This window comes from Actinomadura fibrosa (assembly GCF_900659615.1).
Lineage (GTDB): Bacteria > Actinomycetota > Actinomycetes > Streptosporangiales > Streptosporangiaceae > Spirillospora > Spirillospora fibrosa.
The window spans coordinates 13,274-30,592 of the sequence record NZ_CAACUY010000098.1; the positions used below are offsets into that span (position 1 = coordinate 13,274).

The window sequence follows — 17,319 nt, forward strand, 5'->3', positions numbered from 1 at the left end:
GCTGGGACGTCGATCCGGGACCGGTCGCCGTGTTTGTCGTTTCTTGCCCGCGGTGAGCACCGCACCTAACACTTCGTGTCCTTATCTGAGCTAAGGGCGGCACTGGCGCCGCCTGCCACCAGAAACGATGGGAACCCACCGATGTCAGACAACGGCATGCCGCCCGGCCACGAGGACCCGAGCCTCGACCTGCTGCGGCCCTACATCACCCGGTCGGCGATGGCGCTGCGGGAGGCGGGGGTCGCGCTGGAGCAGAGCTGGCTCGACCCGTGCGGCCCCCGTGACGCGACGATCCGCTTCGTCAAGGACGGGCAGGGCCACGCCCTGGTCTGGGACGAGGAGACCGGCTGGCGTCTCGGCGGGTTCGTGAGCGGCCGCCCCGGCGAGCGCACGCGGCTCCGGGACGTCCGCTACCTGGGCGGCGAACTGCTCCTTGAGCCGGGCGAGGTCGCGCGGCGCGTGGTGTCCGGGGAGACGGCGCCGTACGAGAAGTTCCGCGGGCACGACGAGGACACCGAGACCTTCGACGCCACGATGCGCGCCACCTTCTCGTAAAGCACCCGAGGCACCCGCCGTGCCGTTCCTCCGCCACCGGAAGGAACGGCACGGCGTTCGCATGTCCCGATCCGGCCAGTGTTCCGAGGCCGGATGCGGCCGATCCCACCCTCCTGCGGATTCGCGCCGGCGCGCGGGCAGGCCGGTATCGCGGCCCCTCGCCCGGCCCCACGGAGTGAGTTACGGTGATTATCTGCCCGATAACGGACATGTCACGACGGCATGCACGGCCGCCGCCCATGGCCATCCATTTCGTCTGCGCGAACGGGACCGAACGTGGGACCACGCTTCCAGCTTCGCCCTGCCTTCCCCGGCGACCTCCGGACCCTCACCGCGTTGATCGACGACGCGGCCGACTGGCTCAGGACCAAGGGGACCACCCAGTGGAACCGGCCCTGGCCGAGCCGCGAGGAGCGCGACCGGAGGGTCTACGCGTCACTGGTCAACGGGGAGAGCTGGATCCTCTGGGACGGCGCGGTGGCGGTCGCCACCGTCAGCGTCACGCCGGAGCCCGACGAGTACCTCTGGACCGACCTGGAGCGCACGGAGCCGGCCGTCTACCTGCACCGGCTCGTCCTCAACCGCGACTACGCGGGGCTGTGGATCGGCGCCCAGCTCCTCGACTGGGCGGCGGAGACCGCCCGGCGCGAGCACGACGCCCGCTGGATCAGGATCGACGTGTGGTCCGACAACCACGCGCTGCACCGCTACTACCTGGAGCGGGGCTTCGAGTGGGTGCGGCGGTCCACCGCCGTCCCCGGCTATCCGGCCGGGGCGCTGTTCCAGCGGGACACGCGGCTGGTCCGCCCGAGGCCGCGGGCGCGGCAGGACGCGCGGGCGGGTCGCGGCACGGCCCGGGACCGCCTGCGCCGCGAGCCCTCGTGGATCGTCCTGGACATGCCGGAGCGGTCGAACGTCTCCTGAGCGGGGACGTCACGGTCGTCACCCCCGGCGGCGTCAGAGGAAGCGGACGCGCTCCAGCTCGGCGGACCCGTGCTCGCGGACGAAGACCGCGCCGCCCTCGTCGGTGATCCGCTCGACCAGCTCGTAGACGCTGAGCGCCCGGTTGATGACGTCGGTCTTGGAGTCGCCGGTGCGCCGCACGAGGTCGCTGAGCGCCGCGGCGCCGCGTCCGGTGAGGTTGACCGTCACCCGCTCCTTGGCGCCCGGCGGATCGCCGTGCGCGGCGTTCTCGTGCGCACGTCCCGGCAGCGTCGCGTCACTCTTGGCCATCGCGGATCTCCTTCGCCGGGGCACCCGCCCGCCCGTCGCCCCTCACCATCGGCCGTCGGGTCAACGTATGCGGTCAGTATGAGCCGCACCCACATCCCAGTCAACGCCCGACCGGACGGTTACTCACAGATAACCGTACTCGTACCCTACATCGCTCAGACTATACACAGTGCTCGTATGTAAATCGTATGTACTTCGTATGCGGACGGCGCTACTGTCGTACTAGCCCCCGCGTGGGCGGTTCCAGGCGGAGGCTTCCGGGAGGAGGCGCCCATGAGCCCTCGATCGATCCGCTCCGGCCGGCGTTCCGGCGAGGCGGCCCGCGACCGGACGGCGGCGCGGGCGCGGCCCCTGAGGCGGTCCGTCCGCACCGTCGTCCTGGCAGTGATCGTCGCCGCGCTGGTGGTCCTCGACCGGGGTCTCGTCGTCCTGGCGTTCGCCGGCCTGGCCGTGCTGCTCGCGGCGCTCGTCGTGGTCGCCATGACGCTGCGGGTGCGGTACCTGCCCGTGCTGGGCCTCACGCTCACGCTCGTCATGCTGGTCACGCGCAACAAGGGGCTGGTCCGGAACGTCGGCGATCTGCGGGAGGTCACCGACACCGCCACGGCGGCCCTCGGCGCCCTGCACCGCGGCGCGGTCCCGCTCCCGGCTGCGGAACCGGCGCCGGTCAAGGTCGCGTCCGGGGCCGGGGCCGGGGCCGAGGTCGCCGGGAACCGGTCGGCCGCGGTCGCCGGGCTCGGTGCGGCCGCCGTGCGGAACGGTCCATCGGACACGCCGCGGTCCCGCTTCTGGGACCGGCTGTCCCCCGCCGAGCAGGAGATCCTCATGGCCCTGGCGCACCGCGAGGACTTCCCCGCGGGCGCCGTGCTGTTCCGCGAGCACCAGCCCGCGGACCGGGTCGTCCTCATCGAGGCGGGCACGGTGAAGGTGTCGGTGGACGCGGGCGGCACCGACCGGCAGATCGCGCTCCGCGGTCCCGGCGACCTCATCGGCGAGCGGGCCGTGCTGCTCGTCCAGGAGCGCTCCGCCACCGCCGTCGCGCTCACCGCCGTGCGGGCGCGCGTCGCCTCGGCGGACGAGTTCAACGCCTTCCTGGACGAGCATCCGCGCGTGGTCGCCGTCCTGGAGCGGCAGTTCTACGACCGCCTCACCCACGACGCCGTGGCTCCCGCGGAGTCCCCGTCCCGTACCCACGCCACAGCACCGGGCCCAGCGGTGCCCCCAACGTCGGCCCCGGGCCGGGCCGCCGGAGCGGCGTTCAGGGGCGAGATCCACCCCATCCTGTTCGCCGACGTCATCGGGTTCAGCGGCGACCACCGCACCGACGGCGACCGGCTCCGGGTCCGCCGGGCGCTCTACGCCGTCCTGCGGGAGGCGTTCGGGCGGTCCGGGATCCCCTGGGACGACGTGTACCGCGAGGACCGCGGGGACGGCGCGCTGATCGTCCTGTCCGCGGACGTCCCGGCGCGGCTCGTCCTCGCGCCGCTGGCCGCGCACATCGCCACCGGGCTCCGCCTGCACAACCAGCGCTCGCCGGGCGCCGAGCGGATCCGGCTGCGGCTCGCGCTGGACGTCGGCCCGGTCACGTCCGACGAGCACGGCGTCGCGGGCAGCGCCGTCATCCACGCGGCCCGGCTGCTGGACGCCGCGGAGTTCAAGGAGCGGATGGCCGCGACCCCGGCCGTGGTGGGGCTGGCCGTGTCCGCGTACGTGTACGACCGGATCGTCCGGCAGGGGGCGAACCAGGTCGACCCGGCGCACTACCGGCGGATCGACGTCGAGGTGAAGGAGACGCGGGCGCCCGCGTGGGTCGTGCTCGCGGGTGATCCGGGCCCCGGGGAGCAGCGGGGCCGCTGCGACGGCCCGGCGCGCTCCGGGGCCCGCTCCGGTGACGGCGCGCGGACCGTCCGGGCGGTCCGCCCGCACCGCCGGACGCCGGACGGGGCGGCGGCGGGGCCGCGCCGCGGTTAGGCTGGCGCGAGCCCCCGGCTACGTCAGGACGGAGATCGATGAGCGGCCGAAACCCCGCCCCCCGACGCAGCTACGGCGGCCGCTCCGCGGAGGAGCGCCGCGCCGAACGGCGGGAGCGGCTGCTGGCCGCCGGCCTCGAACTGTTCGGGACGCGCGGCTACGCCGCCACCTCGATCGAGCGGCTGTGCGCGACGGCGAGCGTGTCGACCCGCAACTTCTACGAGGAGTTCTCCGGCCGCGAGGAGCTCCTCACGGCGCTGCACCGGACCATCAACGAGCGCGCCAGGCAGGCCCTTGCCGACTCCTACACGGGCGCGGCGGACGCCGGTCTCGCGGCCCGCGTCGAGCGGGCGGTGCGCGCGTTCGTCACCGTCACCGCGAGCGACCCGCGCTGGGCGCGCATCGCGTTCGTCGAGGTCATCGGCGTCAGCGCCGAGTTGGAACGGTACCGGCTCGGCTGGCGCACGCAGTGGGCCGAGGCGATGCAGGCGATCGTCGCGGAGGCGGTGGCGCGCGGCGAGGCCGTCGACCGCGACTACCGGCTGACGGTCATCGCGATCATCGGCGCCGTCAACAACCTCGTGCACCACTGGTCGGCGCGCGGCCAGGACGTCCCGCTCGACGACATCACCGCCGAGCTGACCCACCTGATCCTCGCGGCGGTCACCGCCCCGCGGCCGGACGCGTCCGAGGACGCGACCTAGAGCGCGTCCTAGATGATCGGGGGGCGGCCGGTGCGGGTCATGCGCCACGCCGTCCGCCAGGAGATGGGACGGCGCGGGCCCGCGGGCTTGCGCCAGCCCTCCAGGAAGCCCTTGAACCAGGGCTTCAGCGCGCTCGGCCGCCGCTCGCGCAGCACCGTCATGCCGACCCAGACGGCGAGGTAGGTCAGCGCGATCGGCCACGGCAGGTTGCGGCGGGCCAGCCACACCCGGTTGCGCGCGTTGTAGCGGTAGAACATGTCGTGCCGGGTCGGCAGCACCGCCGGGTGGAACATGACCGCGGACGCGTCGTACACGATGCGGTAGCCGGCGTTCAGGATCTGCCAGGCGAGGTCGGTCTCCTCGTGGGCGTAGAAGAAGTCCTCCGGCAGCCCGCCGCCCGCGTCGAACGCGGCGCGGCGGATCGCGCACGCCCCGCCGAGGAACGTGGTGACCTCCGAGGACCGCTCCGGGTCCCCGGCGCGCAGCCGCGGGACGTGGCGGCGCTCGCCGCGGCCGCCCTCGGGGTCGCGGACGCGGAACGACACCACGCCGAGCGTCGGGTCGGCCGCGAACCGGTCGCGCAGGTAGGTGCCGAGGCGGGTGGAGCGGTACCAGCCGTCGTCGTCGAGGAACAGGACGACGTCGCCGCAGGACGCCTCCACGCCGCGGTTGCGTCCCGCGGGGATCCCGACGTTCTTCGGCAGGGTGAGCGTCTTCACGCGCTCGTCGTCGAACGGCGCGACGCCCGCCCGGTCGCCGACGGGGTCGGCGCCGTTGCCGACGAGGACGACCTCGACGTCCACGTGCTCCTGCTCCAGCGCGCTGCGGATCGCGCGGGCCAGCTCCTCCGGGCGGTTGCCCATGGTGAGGACGACGACGCTGAGCTTCACTTCAGTCTCCGGGAGGCCAGGATGCTGACCAGGTGCAGCAGGGTCTGCAGGACCGCGACGGCGGCCACCGCGACCGTGAGGACGCGGATCGCGGCGGGAGTGTCCGTGCCGAGGACGGCGTCCAGCGCCGCGGCGGCCAGGATCAGCAGCGACAGCTCGACCGCGCCGATGATCCGGTGGAAGCGCAGCATGGACGCGGCCTGCCGGGCGAGCGCGATGCCCGTCGAGCGGGGCCGCAGCGCGCGGTCGCCGCCGGTCGGGTCGGCGGCGAGGCCCGACTTGGCGCGGGCCACCACGACGTTGTCGGTCTCCGCCTTGATCAGCGCGGCGCCGAGCGCCGCGACGAGCCCGAGCTCGACCCAGCCGCCGTTCCGCCAGCCGCCCTGCGCCGCGAAGCCGAGCCCGACGAGCAGCGACACCTCGGACAGGTAGTGCCCGATGCGGTCGAGGAACACCCCGGCCACCGAGGTCTGCCGCAGGTACCGGGCGACCTCGCCGTCCACGCAGTCGAGCAGCAGGTACACCTGGACGAGGACGGCGCCGCCGAGCGCCGTCCACAGCGCGGCGGTGCCGGACGCGGGCAGCGACACGACGACGCCCGCGACGACGCCGCTCAGCATCATCAGGTAGGTGAGCTGGTTCGGGCTGAGCCCGAGCCGCAGGAAGATCCACGCGAAGTACGGGGAGAGGTCCCGCATGTAGAGCCGGCCGGCCCAGTGCTCCTCGTTGCGCCGGTCCTTCAGGCCGGGGGGCTGCCCGTACCTGCGGATGTCGGCGACCGTGGCGCCCTTCCGGGGCGGGCGCTGGTCGTCCGGCCGCCCGGGGGACGGCTCGGACGGGCCGGGGGCCGGACGGGGCTGCCCGGGGGGGAGCTCAGCCTCCATGGGCCTGGACATACTGTTCCACCGCCTTCAGGGTCGCGCCCTGGTCGAGGCTCAGGTGTTCCAAGATCGTATAGCGGCCGGGCCGGGTCCGCGGGGCGTACTGGACGGCCTCCGCGAACTGCTCCACCGTCAGGCCGACGTCCGCGGGGAACCGGGGCAGGCCGTGCCGGCCGAGGCAGTCGAGGATCTCGGCCAGCCGCTCGTCGCCCTCACCGAGGTGGGCGGCGCGCAGGTGGTAGCAGAACGCGGCACCGATCCCGGCGAGCTCCCCGTGGTTGGCGGTCCCGGGGAAGAGCTGGTCGATCGCGTGCATGATCTCGTGGTCGCCGCCGCTGGCCGGCCGCGAGTCGCCCGCGAAGGACATCGCCATGCCCGACAGCACGAGCGCCTCGGCCAGCACCGTCAGGAACCGGTCGGAGTCGACCCCGCCGGGCTGGTGCAGCAGCGCCTCCGCGGCGGTGCGGGCCACGGTCAGCGCCATCCGGTCGATCCGCTCGCCGCACTCCTGCGCCGCGAGGAGCCAGTCGTCCACCGCGGAGAAGTTGCTCACCACATCGCCGATCCCGGCGCGGACGAGGCGCTCCGGCGCGGCCCGCACGTAGTCGAGGTCCACGACCATCGCCAGCGGCATGATCACGCCGAACGAGCCCTTGCCCTTGTCGTGGACGAGGGACGCGACCGGCGAGCAGATCCCGTCGTGCGACAGGTTCGTCGCGACCGAGACCATCGGGATGCCGGACAGCGTCGCCGCGTACTTGGTCGCGTCGATCGTCCGGCCGCCGCCGATCCCGACCACGGCCTCGTAGGAGCCGGCGCGCAGCCGGGAGCCGAGGCTGACGGCCGCGTCCACGGTGCCGCCCTCGACCTGGAACACCTCGCACTCCGCGAGGGTGCCGCGCACGTGCTCGGCGATCTGGTCGCCCTGCCCCGGGCCGACCGCGATGGCGACGCGGCCCTCGGTGGCGATCCGCCGGTCGGCCAGCAGGTCGCCCAGGGCCGCGACGGCCCCGCGCCGGATATCGATGGACAGGGGCGCGTTCAGCATCCGCGTCAGCAGGGGCATGGGCCTCCTCGCTCGGGCTCGTCGGTCGCTCGGTCGGGTCCGGCCGCGCGCCGGGAGGCCCGGCGCGCGGCGGGTCCTAGTAGCCCTTGGCGATGCGGCGGGCCTTCTCCAGGTCGTCGTGGTTGTCGACCTCGACCCAGTCGACCTCGCCGATCGGCGCGACGGAGATCCGGCCGCCCCGGTTCACGAGCTCCTGGTACCCGTCCTCGTAGTACTGGTCGGGGTTGCTCTCCCACGTCGCCTTGAGCGCGTCGGCGAGCGCGTCGGCCGCGGCGGGCTCGATCAGCGTCGCGCCGATGTACTCGCCGTAGGCGGACGCCGGGTCCATCAGCTTCGTGATGGTCTTCAGGTGGCCCTCCCCGTCGAGGATCACCTTCATCTCCTCTTCGGCGAGAGTTTTCACGTTGTCCACGGCGAGGAGAATGTCCGGTCCGCGACCGGCCAATAGGGTCTTCTCGACGCTCACGGGATGGACCGTGTCACCGTTGACCATGAGGACGCCCTTGGAGAAGTGCTCCCGAGCCAGCCACATGGAGTAGGCGTTGTTCCACTCCTCGGCCTTGTCGTTGTGGACGAGCGTGAGGGACACGCCGTACCGCTCCTCCAGAGCGGCCTTGCGCTCCTCGACCGCCTCCGCCCGGTAGCCGACGACGATCACCACGTCCGTCAGGCCGACCTCGGCGAGGTTGCCGAGGGCGATGTCGAGGATCGTGGTCTCGCCGTCCACGGGGACCAGGGCCTTGGGGAGGGTGTCGGTGTACGGCCGCAGCCTCCGGCCCGCGCCCGCCGCCAGCACCATGCCGATCATGCTTCCTCTTCCTCCAGGTCGACCATTCCGCCGCCGCGTCCGGTCCGCGCCCACGCGATGGCGCACTCGCTGACGAACAACACGCCAAGGTAGGCGGCGAGCGCAGCGTACGCGAACGGGATGAGCCCGAAGAGGCCCGCGAAGGCCACAAGAAGCATGCGGCCCTCCCAGCCGAGCCCGGCCCGGAAGACCCACCCCTGCGGCCAGAGTCCCTGGCGGGTGCGGTACACGGTGTCGTAGTGGTGGAACGCGAGGACGGCGATCAGCACGTGGACGACCGGTGCCGACACTCCCTGCGCAAACCCCAGTACGGCGAGGTAACCATACTCGATCCCGCGGATTATGGGCGGTACGAGCCAGTCGATCCGTCCTCGATGGGGGTGGGTGGCGGCCGGTCCGGTGAGGAGCAGCACCACGACGGGGGCGCAGATCGCGGGGACGGGCCGGGTGTCGCTCCCCGCCGCGAGCAGCACGATCACCGCGACGGCGGCGAGCACGGTGCCGGGCAGCGGCGGCAGCTCGCCCCCGGCGAGACGTCCGAGACCCGTGCAGAGGGGCCCGTCGTCGCGGTGGATCCGCACCCGCTCGGGACGCGGCGGGACGGCCGTGCCCGCGGCGACCCGGTCGGCGGCGATGCCCTCCATCGCGTTCCCGTCCAACGCGCTCCCGCCCATGGCGCTCCGGGCCGCGTTCCCGCCGATGGCGCCGGCGCTCACCGGGGCACCGACCGCATCACCCGGCCCGTCACGGTGTACGCCGCGGCGACCGCGCCCCAGGCGATCAGCGCGGTGAACGTCAGCCGGGCGTCGCCGACCGCGGCGGTGACGGAGATCAGCGCGAACCGCTCCCCCACCGGCAGCACGACGGCCTTCTTGAGCCGGTGCAGGACGGCGCTGCGGCTCGTCCGCCGGGACAGCCGGACCGCGGCGGGCAGCCGTCCGACGAGGGCCCCGTCGGGCCGGGCGGTCAGCGGGAACGACGCGGGCGGGCCCACCGCGCGGGGACGGTGGCGCGCGGCGAACGAGAGGTCGGCCAGGTGCCGGACGGCCAGCAGCGCGACGGCGGCCACCGCGAGGCCCCACACGTCCCCCGCGTACACCGGCGAGCCGGGCGCCGCGGCCAGCGCGCCGACCGCCAGCCCCGCGTACACGGCGGACTCCTTGACGCGGTCGGACAGCACGTCCAGCCACGCCCCGAACGCGGACTCCGCACGCGTGTACCGGGCGAGCTGCCCGTCCACGCAGTCCAGGACGAACGACGTGTAGAGCAGCAGCGCCCCGGCGATCATCCCGGTGCGGGTGCCGTCGGAGAACCACACGGCCGCGAGCAGGCCCGTGCCCGCCGAGACGGACGTCACCGCGTTCGGCGACAGGCCCCACCACGCCGCCCAGCGGACGAGGTGCGGCGAGTAGGTGCTGACCGCGTAGGTGGCGAACGGCGCGTCGTCGGGCTTGACCGCCGCGGCCAGGCGCACGCGGTTCTCGTCGACGGCCTCGACCGCCCGCCGCGCCGCGAGCGCCGCGGCCTCACCGCCGACGCGGAGGCAGGCCAGCGGCCCCGCAGGGCACGCGCGGACGGGCACGCCCGTCCGGACGAGGCCGACGAGCAGCAGCTCCGCCGCCTCCGCCGCCCGGTGCCGCCCGGCACCGAAACGCCGGAGCGCCCCAGGCCCGGCCCCCGGCCGCCGCGACGCTCCAGGCCCGTCGACGAGAGCGGCGAGCCGCTCGGCGAGAGCCGCGAACGCCGCCGCATGCCGGCGCCCAACCCGCAGCGCACCAGGCGAACCCGCGTCAGCACCGGTCACCAGATGGAACGGCGACCCGGCGGACGCGACCCGCCCCCCATCAAGCCGAACAGCCGCAACCCCATACCCCAAGCCACCCCCCGATGCACCGCCGCCCACAGAGCCCCCACGCACGCCCCGGCCGCCGCTCGCGCCGCCGCCGCCCACGTCGTCGTCGTTGCTCGTGTTGCCGCTGCGGGTCGCGTTCGTGGTGCCGTGGTCCGTGTCCGGGGCGTTCGGGGTGCCGGGTGCGGTGGGGAGGGGGGTGGTGATGGCCGTCGCGGGGCCGCGGGCGTCAATGATCAGGCGGCAGAGCAGTTCGTCGCTGGCGACCAGGTCGCCCGGCAGCAGGACGATCGGGACGCCGCGGTCGTCCGGGCCGGCGGGGGCGCGCACCAGGCGGGCGATCTCGCGCAGGTCGGCGGCGAGGTCGGTGCACTCGATGACGTCGTGGCCGTCCTTGCGCAGCTGCGGTGCCAGATCGGGGCGGGTGATCACGTAGAGGTCCGGTACGTTGAGCGTGACCAGCCGATGGCACAGGCGCGTCAGCAGCGTGGGGGCCTCCGGGTCCGCCCCGTAGGGCAGGGCGGCGGTGGGGCCCGGGTCGGGACCGTCCGCGGTCCGCCCGGTCGCGATGATCAACGCCCTGGTCACCGGCGCCTCCGGACCTCGTTCGGGACAGTGCGACAACTGCACAGCGTAGTGGTTTGATGACTCGGTGTTGTGTGAATCGCGACTCCCGTGACGCGGGCGGGACGCGGCCGGAAGAGGAGAGATGGCGACGCAGACGGTTGCGGTGGTGCTCGCCGGCGGCACCGGTGAGCGCATGGGCGCCGGGCGCCCGAAGCAGCTCATGGAGGTCGGCGGGCGCACGATCCTGGCGCGCGCGATCGCGGCGTTCGACGCGCATCCGGGCGTCGGCGAGGTGGTCGTGGTGATGGCGGCGGGCCACCTGCGCGCGGCGGCCGCGGTCGCCGCGCCGTTCCGGAAGGTGACGGCGGTGATCGAGGGCGGGGAGACGCGCACCGCGTCCACCGTCGCCGCGCTTGGCGCGCTGGACGGCCGGCCGGACGGGATCCGGGTGCTCTTCCACGACGCCGCCCGCCCGTTCGTGGACGCCGCCGTCATCGACCGCGTCCTCGGCGCGCTGGACGGCCACGACGCCGTCGCGGTCGGCGTGCCCGCGTCCGACACCATGGTGGTGGTCGAGGACGGCCTGGTGGTCTCCATGCCGCCGCGCGCGACGATGAGCCGGTTCCAGACGCCGCAGGGGTTCCGGCTCGGCACCGTCCGCAAGGCCTACGAGCTGGCCCTCGCCGATCCGGAGCTGCGCGCCACCGACGACTGCGGGATCGTGCACCGCTACCTGCCGGACGTGCCGATCCGGGTGGTGGCGGGCAGCGAGCGCAACCTCAAGGTCACCCAGCCGCTGGACGTCGTCGTCGCCGAACATCTCGCCACGGAGGACGAAACTTGATCTTCGACAGGAACCCGGCGGTCATCGGCCACCGCGGCTACGGGGCGGGCGACCTGCCGGTCCCGGGTCGCGCCGGGGAGCCGCCCGTGACCGTCGCCGAGAACACGCTGCCGTCGATCCTCGCGGCGGTCGACGCGGGGCTGTCCTGGGTCGAGATCGACGTGACGCGGACGGCGGACGACGACCTCGTGCTGCGCCACGACCCCACGGTCGACGACGGGTCGTACCTCGTGGACCTGCCCGCCACGGCGAGCGGGCTGCCGCGGCTCGTGGAGGTCCTGGACGCGCTGCCCCCCGAGGTGGCGGTGGACGTGGACGTCAAGACCGTCTTGGAGGACGCGCTCGACTCGCCGTCCCGGCGGACGGCCGCGCTGCTGCTGCCGGTGCTGCGGCGGGAGGCGCGGCGCCGGCCGCTGCTCGTGACGTCGTTCGACCCCTCGCTGCTGATCACGCTGCGGGACGAGCTGCCCGAGGTCCCGCTGGGCCTGCTGACGTGGCTGCGGTTCCCGCTGTGGCACGGCATCCCGGCGGCGGCGGGCCTGGACCTCCAGGCCGTCGGCGTGCACACCGGCTCGTGCGGGCTCGACCATCCCGACACGCGGCTGCGGCCGCTGGAGCACTGCGTGACCGTGGCGCACAAGGCGGGCCTCGAAGTGATCGCCTGGTGCCCGACCGCCGAGCGCGCGCCGGACTACGCGGCCGCCGGGGTCGACGCGATGGTGGTCAACGACGTCCCCGGCGTGCTCGCGGCCGTCGGCTAGCGGAGCCGTCGGCTAGCGGAGCCGGCGGTCAGGACGGGGGCCGGTTCCCGCCGCCGCGCAGGTCGTCGCCGCCGTACATCTGCGTCCACTCGCCGGGCGTGTCGTCGTCGGAGCCGCGCTGGGCGGACGGCTTGGGCTTGCTCTCCTCCGCGCTGTACGGCGACGGCGGGGCCGCGGGCGGTGCCGGTGGGGTCGCGGGCGGGAACTGGGCGGGCTGCCCGCCGTACTGGCCCGGCCCTCCGGGGAGCCCGGCGCCGTACTGCTGGCCGGCGGGCTGCCCGTACTGGGGCGGGCGCTGCCAGGACGGCTCCTGGCCGGGCGGAGGGGGCCCGCCGAGGTGCTGCGGGGTCCCCATGGGTGCGCCCTGGGGCGGGCCCATCGGGGCCGGAGGCGGGCCGCCGAAGCGGGGCGCGGCACCGGTGGGCGTGCGCGCCTGCCAGCGCGACGGGAAGACGGACGCGACGACGAGCGCCACCCCGATCAGCAGGAAGACGCCGTAGGGGCCCACGTACTGGTAGCCGCGGTCCAGCGTGTCGGGGAGCTTGCGCGTGGTGTGCTCCAGCGACCAGCGCGGCGCGACGATCCACAGCAGGCCGACCGCCGCGAAGACGGCGCCGGGGATGAGGGAGGCGAGCGGCGACAGCCGCGTGCCCATCACCAGGCCGAGCACGACGGCGGCGACCAGGAGGGCGGCGGCCGCCGACCAGCGGTCGCCGCCCGAGGCGAAGAAGTACCGGAAGTACCGGGTCATGCGTTCGGTGCCGAACAGCAGGCAGACGGCGATGACCGGCGTCGCGACCAGGCCGATCACCGCGCCTATGCCGTGGCGCGCTCCGCTGGACATGGCCACCTCCTCGTCGGTCAGCGGCATGATCCCCGCCAACGTAACCCCAGGGCGTGCCGGATTGCACGACTGTCGGGAGGTGTTTTCGCTCCGTGGCCACCGGGTGGCCACGGAGCGGCAATGGAGCGGCCTGTGAATGCCCACGGGGTCGCCAGGACGGGCCGCGGGCGCGTCCCGGTTAGGGGGTCGCCTCGGTGGGCTTGGCGGGGGACGGCTGGCCGAGCCCGGGCGGGCTGGTCAGGAAGCCGATGCCCCAGGTGACGTGCATGGTCGCGAAGACGAGCGGGAGGCGCACCCAGGCTCCGAGCGGCAGGCCCCGCCCCTCGACGGCCGCGCCCGCGATCATGGCGGCCGCGTACCCGCCGGGCAGGATCCAGCCGGGCCAGAACCCGAACGCCCCGGCGATCGCGCCCGCGGCCATCGCCACGACGGCGATGGGCGGCGCCAGGTACCGGAGGTTGAGCGTGCCCTGGTGCTCGCGGCCGACGACGCGGCGCCAGCGCCCGGTGTGGAAGTACTGCTTGGCCAGCGCCCGCAGGTTGGGGCGCGGCCGGTAGGTGACCCGCATCCGCGGGGTGAAGAAGATCCGGCCGCCGCTCTGCCGGATGCGGTGGTTCATCTCCCAGTCCTGGGCCCGGGTGAAGGTCTCGTCGTAGCCGCCGACGCGCTCCAGGGCGCTGCGGCGGAACGTCCCGAGGTAGACGGTCTCGACCTCGCCGGCCTCGCCGCCGGTGTGGAAGCGAGCGTTGCCGACGCCGAGCTTGGAGGTCATCGCGCGGGCCACGGCCTTCTCGAAGGAGGTGACGCCCTCGGCGGCCATGATCCCGCCGACGTTGTCGGCGCCGGTCTCCTCCATCGTCTCGACCGCGGCGCGGACGTAGTCGGCGGGCAGCAGCGAGTGCCCGTCCACCCGGACGATGATCGAGTACTGCGAGGCCCTGATGGCGATGTTGAGGCCCTGCGGGGTGCGGCCGGTCGGGTTCGGGACGACGACGATGCGCGGGTCCTCGGCGGCCAGCCGGCCGGCGATCTCCTCGGTGCGGTCGCGGGACGGCCCGATCGCGAGCACGAGTTCCAGCTCGCCGGGGTAGTCCTGGGTCAGGATGCGCCGGACGGCGTCGGTCAGGTGCCGCTGCTCGTTCAGCACCGGCATCACCACGGACACGGCGGGCCAGGTGCGCCCGCCCGGGGCGGGGCGTGGCGCCTCGCCGGGCTGCGTGCCGGGCTGCCGGGCCTCGTGCGGCCGGTCCTGGTGCTGCTGGGCATGGGGAGACGGATTCATGTGGGCTCGCGGGCGCACCTCGGCCTCGGACGGCCGGAGGGAGGCCCCCCTTCCTCTCTCTAGCTCGCTTGTCTGACGCAGCCCACGCCACCCAGGTTTGCGTGCGGGCCGCCGGGGTGTGGTCAAGACGGCGCCACGTTACTGCAAGGACACGAGGTCCAGGTAGCGAACGGACGGGCGTTCCTCACTTTAGAGTGGTGGGAACTCGCGTCAGTACGCTCCGCATCGCCGCCGGGACCGATCTCCCGGCGGCACGGGCGCGGATGAGGTCTTCGGGAGGCGGCGGCCGCATGGCAGAGGGGCACGACTCGGATCGGGGCGACGCCGACCCGCTGGAGCGCTACTTCCGGCCGCGGCCCGGCGGCGGGGCGCCGGGCGGCGGCGTGGGCGACGACGGCGACATCGAGGGCGTGACCATCGACGGGATGCCCGCCCCGCGGGTGCCGGTGGAGGGCCCCCGCGGCCCCCGGCGCCCGGGCCGGGGGCTGAGCCCGCGGGCGGCGATGAGCGCCCGCCGGCAGCGCCGGTTCCTCATGGTCACCGGGACGATGTCCGCGTTCGTCCTGCTGACCTCGGGCGGGGCGTGGGCGTTCCAGAACTACGTGACCGGGGCGCTCGACAAGGTCTCGGTCGACGGGCTCGGCAAGGACAAGGACGCGCCGAAGGGCGCGATGACCATCCTGGTCGCGGGCGTGGACCGCCGCGAGGGCCTGACGCGGGAGCAGCAGCGGGCCGCGAGGCTCGGCCACGAGCCGGGCGAGCGGTCCGACACGATGCTCCTCGTCCACGTGTCCCGCGACCACGACCGCGTGTCGGTGGTGAACCTGCCCCGCGACTCCTACGTCACGATCCCCGCGCACAAGTCGAACGGGTCGGAGGGCGCCAAGGGGGTGCAGATCCCGGCCCGTCCCGGGAAGCTGACGTGGGCTTACCAGTTCGGCGGCCCCGACCTGACGGTCGACACGATCAAGCGGGCGACCGGCGTGTCCATCGACCACTACGTCGAGGTGAACTTCTACGGCTTCGTCAACATGGTGGACGCGCTCGGCGGCGTGGACGTGTGCACCGAGCAGGCGATCGACGACCCGAAGAGCGGCCTGAAGCTGCCGCGGGGCAAGTCGCACGTGGACGGCCTGAAGGCCCTCGGCTTCGCCCGCGCCCGTTACACGCTCACGGGCGGCAGCGACCTCGGGCGCATCGACCGCCAGCAGCAGTTCATGGCCTCGATGATGAAGCAGGCGCTGTCCACGAAGACGCTCAGCGACCCGGTCAAGTCGACGAGGTTCCTGAACGCGGCGCTGAAGTCGCTCCGGGTGGACCCGAAGCTCGCCAAGGACCTGCCGAAGCTCGTCAACCAGATGAAGGACCTGTCCACCGACAGCCTGACGTTCGCCAAGGTGCCCCTGTCGAACCCCGGCTACAACGTCGTCCTGTGGAACTCCCCCACCCAGCAGTCGACGGTGCAGTGGGACCAGGGCAAGGCCCGCGACCTGTTCACCAAGATCCGGCGGGACCAGGCCCTGGTCGAGGAGAAGAAGCCGGCGCCCAGCGCCTCGCCGAGCCGCACGCCGGCCAACGACCTGACGGTGCCGCCGGACGAGATCCAGGTCCAGGTGCTGAACGCGATCGGCACCCGGGGGCTGGCGACGCGGGCGGGCGCGGACCTGAACAGGGTCGGCTTCCACGCGACCGTCGTCCCGGGCGTCGCCCGCCGCGGGCAGCAGACGACGCAGGTGCTGTACGGGCCGGGCCGCAAGGACTCCGCGCGGACGCTGGCGGCGGCGATCCCGGGCGCGAAGATCAAGCAGGTGAGCTCGCTCGGATCCCGGCTCCAGGTCATGGTCGGCGCCGACTGGGACGGGGCGAAGAAGGTGAAGGCGGCGGCCGCCGCGCCGAGCGCCTCGCCGACGAGCTCCCCGGCGCTGGAGACCGGTACCGCGACCTCGAAGCTCTGCGGCTGAACTCTTCTCTAGAATAATCTTCTAGTGGCGAGTGCGAGGAGGACCGCGTGACCGGACCCGCGGAGGCGTTCTACGAACCGCTCGGCGGCGGCCGCTTCGCCGCGACCCCCGCCACGGCGGGCCCCTGGGCACCGGACCTCCAGCACGCCGGACCGGTGGCGGGACTGATCGGCCGGACGTTCGAGCGGCACGACCCCCGGCCCGGCACGCGCATCGCCCGGGTGACGCTGGAGCTCCTCGGCCCCGTGCCGGTGGCCGAGCTGGAGGTGACGGCGCGGGTCGTGCGGCCGGGCAAGCGGATCACCCTCCTCGAAGCCGAGATGACCCACGAGGGGCGGCCGGTCGTCCGCGCCACCGCCTGGCGGATCCTCGCCGCGCCCGAGCAGGTGCCCGCGGTCGCCCACACACCCGTCCCGCCGCCCCGCCCCGCGTCCGCGAGCGCGTTCGACGACTGGCGGGGCGTGCACCTGGACGGCTACCTGGCGGCGATGGAGTGGCGCGTCGTCGAGGGCGCCTTCGGGCGCCCCGGTCCGGGCGCCACGTGGGCCCGAGCACGCGTCCCGCTCGTCGCCGGGGAGGACGACACGCCCCTGGTGCGCGCGCTCGTCCTATCCGACAGCGCGTCCGGCGTCGGCAGCCAGCTCGACCTGGCGAAATGGCTGATCATCAACACCGACCTGACCGTCGCGCTGCACCGCGACCCCGTCGGCGAGTGGGTCCACATGGCCGCGTCGCTGAGCGCGAGCCCGCAGGGCAGCGCCGTCTGCGAGGCCACGCTGGCCGACGGTGACGGCGAGCTGGGCCGCGTTCTGCAGACACTCCTCGTGGACGAGCGGTAGCCTCCGCTTCCCCGGAAGCTTTTCGATCTTGATCAGCTACGCTGCGTAATCGAGATTCCATCTGGGTAACTGAAGATCGCAGAGGAACGTCACGTGCGATACGTCAGGAGTCCACGGATGTCGATGAGGGTTCTCACCCTGCTCACCACGACCGGCGCGGCCGCCGCGCTCGTCCTCACGGGTTCGGGCGGTCCCGGCGCCGCGGCCGTCACGGGGAGGCCGGCGCCGCCGGGGAACGGCGCCGCGCACGCCGCGCAGGCCGCG

General features: G+C 74.0%; 17 protein-coding genes. 8 read left to right on the forward strand and 9 right to left on the reverse strand.

All coding sequences use genetic code 11. The features are described from left to right. Positions 1-141: 141 nt before the first annotated feature. Both E1300_RS27575 and E1300_RS27580 read left to right on the forward strand, forming a co-directional pair. Positions 142-555: a DUF6292 family protein gene (locus E1300_RS27575; protein WP_131759992.1), complete on the forward strand. Its 414-nt coding sequence runs from the start codon at positions 142-144 to the stop codon at positions 553-555. A 336-nt stretch (positions 556-891) separates the two neighbouring features. Beyond that, positions 892-1,479, forward strand: a complete 588-nt coding sequence (locus tag E1300_RS27580; RefSeq protein ID WP_131759993.1) for a GNAT family N-acetyltransferase — start codon at positions 892-894, stop codon at positions 1,477-1,479. Between the two features lie 33 nt (positions 1,480-1,512). On the opposite strand, the gene E1300_RS27585 is transcribed toward E1300_RS27580, so the two are convergent. Further along, positions 1,513-1,788, reverse strand: coding sequence for a ribbon-helix-helix domain-containing protein (locus E1300_RS27585; RefSeq protein WP_207399985.1), 276 nt, complete (start codon positions 1,786-1,788; stop codon positions 1,513-1,515). Between the two features lie 273 nt (positions 1,789-2,061). On the opposite strand from E1300_RS27585, the gene E1300_RS27590 reads away from it, so the two are divergent. Then, positions 2,062-3,759 carry a cyclic nucleotide-binding domain-containing protein gene (locus E1300_RS27590; RefSeq protein WP_131759994.1) on the forward strand — a complete coding sequence of 566 codons (1,698 nt, stop codon included), beginning with the start codon at positions 2,062-2,064 and terminating at the stop codon, positions 3,757-3,759. Between the two features lie 38 nt (positions 3,760-3,797). Beyond that, the gene (locus E1300_RS27595; RefSeq protein ID WP_131759995.1) at positions 3,798-4,463 is read left to right on the forward strand and encodes a TetR/AcrR family transcriptional regulator; all 666 of its coding nucleotides are present in this window, start codon (positions 3,798-3,800) and stop codon (positions 4,461-4,463) included. 8 nt (positions 4,464-4,471) lie between these two features. Here E1300_RS27595 and E1300_RS27600 read toward each other — a convergent pair whose 3' ends face one another. The 6 genes from E1300_RS27600 to E1300_RS27625 all read right to left on the reverse strand — a co-directional run bounded on the left by E1300_RS27600 (position 4,472) and on the right by E1300_RS27625 (position 10,545). Further along, positions 4,472-5,353 (reverse strand): glycosyltransferase family 2 protein, encoded by an 882-nt coding sequence (locus tag E1300_RS27600; protein WP_278045392.1) that lies wholly within the window; start codon positions 5,351-5,353, stop codon positions 4,472-4,474. Further along, positions 5,350-6,237, reverse strand: a complete 888-nt coding sequence (locus E1300_RS27605) for a CDP-alcohol phosphatidyltransferase family protein (RefSeq protein ID WP_131759996.1) — start codon at positions 6,235-6,237, stop codon at positions 5,350-5,352. Before E1300_RS27605 ends, E1300_RS27600 begins: the two co-directional genes overlap by 4 nt. Beyond that, the gene (locus E1300_RS27610) at positions 6,227-7,282 is read right to left on the reverse strand and encodes an iron-containing alcohol dehydrogenase family protein (RefSeq protein WP_165503029.1); all 1,056 of its coding nucleotides are present in this window, start codon (positions 7,280-7,282) and stop codon (positions 6,227-6,229) included. Before E1300_RS27610 ends, E1300_RS27605 begins: the two co-directional genes overlap by 11 nt. Before the next feature lie 94 nt (positions 7,283-7,376). After that, positions 7,377-8,108: a phosphocholine cytidylyltransferase family protein gene (locus tag E1300_RS27615; RefSeq protein WP_131759998.1), complete on the reverse strand. Its 732-nt coding sequence runs from the start codon at positions 8,106-8,108 to the stop codon at positions 7,377-7,379. Next, positions 8,105-8,824 carry a DUF5941 domain-containing protein gene (locus tag E1300_RS53535; RefSeq protein WP_278045393.1) on the reverse strand — a complete coding sequence of 240 codons (720 nt, stop codon included), beginning with the start codon at positions 8,822-8,824 and terminating at the stop codon, positions 8,105-8,107. The genes E1300_RS27615 and E1300_RS53535 overlap by 4 nt, the downstream gene beginning before the upstream one ends. Continuing rightward, a complete protein-coding gene (locus E1300_RS27625; RefSeq protein ID WP_131759999.1) occupies positions 8,821-10,545 on the reverse strand; it encodes a CDP-alcohol phosphatidyltransferase family protein in 1,725 nt (574 codons plus the stop codon). Before E1300_RS27625 ends, E1300_RS53535 begins: the two co-directional genes overlap by 4 nt. Positions 10,546-10,666: 121 nt before the next feature. Between E1300_RS27625 and ispD the strand changes: the two genes are divergently transcribed. Continuing rightward, the gene (gene ispD, locus E1300_RS27630) at positions 10,667-11,368 is read left to right on the forward strand and encodes a 2-C-methyl-D-erythritol 4-phosphate cytidylyltransferase (RefSeq protein WP_131760000.1); all 702 of its coding nucleotides are present in this window, start codon (positions 10,667-10,669) and stop codon (positions 11,366-11,368) included. Further along, complete coding sequence (locus tag E1300_RS27635; RefSeq protein WP_131760001.1) at positions 11,365-12,129, forward strand: glycerophosphodiester phosphodiesterase; 765 nt, start codon at positions 11,365-11,367, stop codon at positions 12,127-12,129. The genes ispD and E1300_RS27635 overlap by 4 nt, the downstream gene beginning before the upstream one ends. A gap of 28 nt (positions 12,130-12,157) precedes the next feature. Here the strand turns inward: E1300_RS27635 and E1300_RS27640 are convergent, their stop codons facing one another. Continuing rightward, positions 12,158-12,973 carry a hypothetical protein gene (locus E1300_RS27640; RefSeq protein ID WP_131760002.1) on the reverse strand — a complete coding sequence of 272 codons (816 nt, stop codon included), beginning with the start codon at positions 12,971-12,973 and terminating at the stop codon, positions 12,158-12,160. 178 nt (positions 12,974-13,151) lie between these two features. Beyond that, positions 13,152-14,255, reverse strand: coding sequence for a glycosyltransferase family 2 protein (locus E1300_RS27645; RefSeq protein WP_278045394.1), 1,104 nt, complete (start codon positions 14,253-14,255; stop codon positions 13,152-13,154). A gap of 290 nt (positions 14,256-14,545) precedes the next feature. Between E1300_RS27645 and E1300_RS27650 the strand changes: the two genes are divergently transcribed. After that, positions 14,546-16,216 carry an LCP family protein gene (locus E1300_RS27650; RefSeq protein ID WP_131760003.1) on the forward strand — a complete coding sequence of 557 codons (1,671 nt, stop codon included), beginning with the start codon at positions 14,546-14,548 and terminating at the stop codon, positions 16,214-16,216. A 47-nt stretch (positions 16,217-16,263) separates the two neighbouring features. Then, on the forward strand, positions 16,264-17,055 hold the full coding sequence (locus E1300_RS27655; RefSeq protein WP_131760004.1) for a thioesterase family protein: 792 nt from the start codon (positions 16,264-16,266) through the stop codon (positions 17,053-17,055). Positions 17,056-17,319: the final 264 nt, after the last annotated feature.

What these genes read in the sequence shown, in the direction of transcription:
- E1300_RS27575 (WP_131759992.1), top strand. Translation starts at nt 142, where the DNA reads ATGTCAGACAACGGCATGCCGCCCGGCCACGAGGACCCGAGCCTCGAC.
- E1300_RS27585 (WP_207399985.1), bottom strand. Translation starts at nt 1,788, where the DNA reads ATGGCCAAGAGTGACGCGACGCTGCCGGGACGTGCGCACGAGAACGCC.
- E1300_RS27590 (WP_131759994.1), top strand. Translation starts at nt 2,062, where the DNA reads ATGAGCCCTCGATCGATCCGCTCCGGCCGGCGTTCCGGCGAGGCGGCC.
- E1300_RS27595 (WP_131759995.1), top strand. Translation starts at nt 3,798, where the DNA reads ATGAGCGGCCGAAACCCCGCCCCCCGACGCAGCTACGGCGGCCGCTCC.
- E1300_RS27605 (WP_131759996.1), bottom strand. Translation starts at nt 6,237, where the DNA reads ATGGAGGCTGAGCTCCCCCCCGGGCAGCCCCGTCCGGCCCCCGGCCCG.
- E1300_RS27610 (WP_165503029.1), bottom strand. Translation starts at nt 7,282, where the DNA reads ATGCTGAACGCGCCCCTGTCCATCGATATCCGGCGCGGGGCCGTCGCG.
- E1300_RS27615 (WP_131759998.1), bottom strand. Translation starts at nt 8,108, where the DNA reads ATGATCGGCATGGTGCTGGCGGCGGGCGCGGGCCGGAGGCTGCGGCCG.
- ispD (WP_131760000.1), top strand. Translation starts at nt 10,667, where the DNA reads ATGGCGACGCAGACGGTTGCGGTGGTGCTCGCCGGCGGCACCGGTGAG.
- E1300_RS27640 (WP_131760002.1), bottom strand. Translation starts at nt 12,973, where the DNA reads ATGTCCAGCGGAGCGCGCCACGGCATAGGCGCGGTGATCGGCCTGGTC.
- E1300_RS27645 (WP_278045394.1), bottom strand. Translation starts at nt 14,255, where the DNA reads ATGAATCCGTCTCCCCATGCCCAGCAGCACCAGGACCGGCCGCACGAG.
- E1300_RS27650 (WP_131760003.1), top strand. Translation starts at nt 14,546, where the DNA reads ATGGCAGAGGGGCACGACTCGGATCGGGGCGACGCCGACCCGCTGGAG.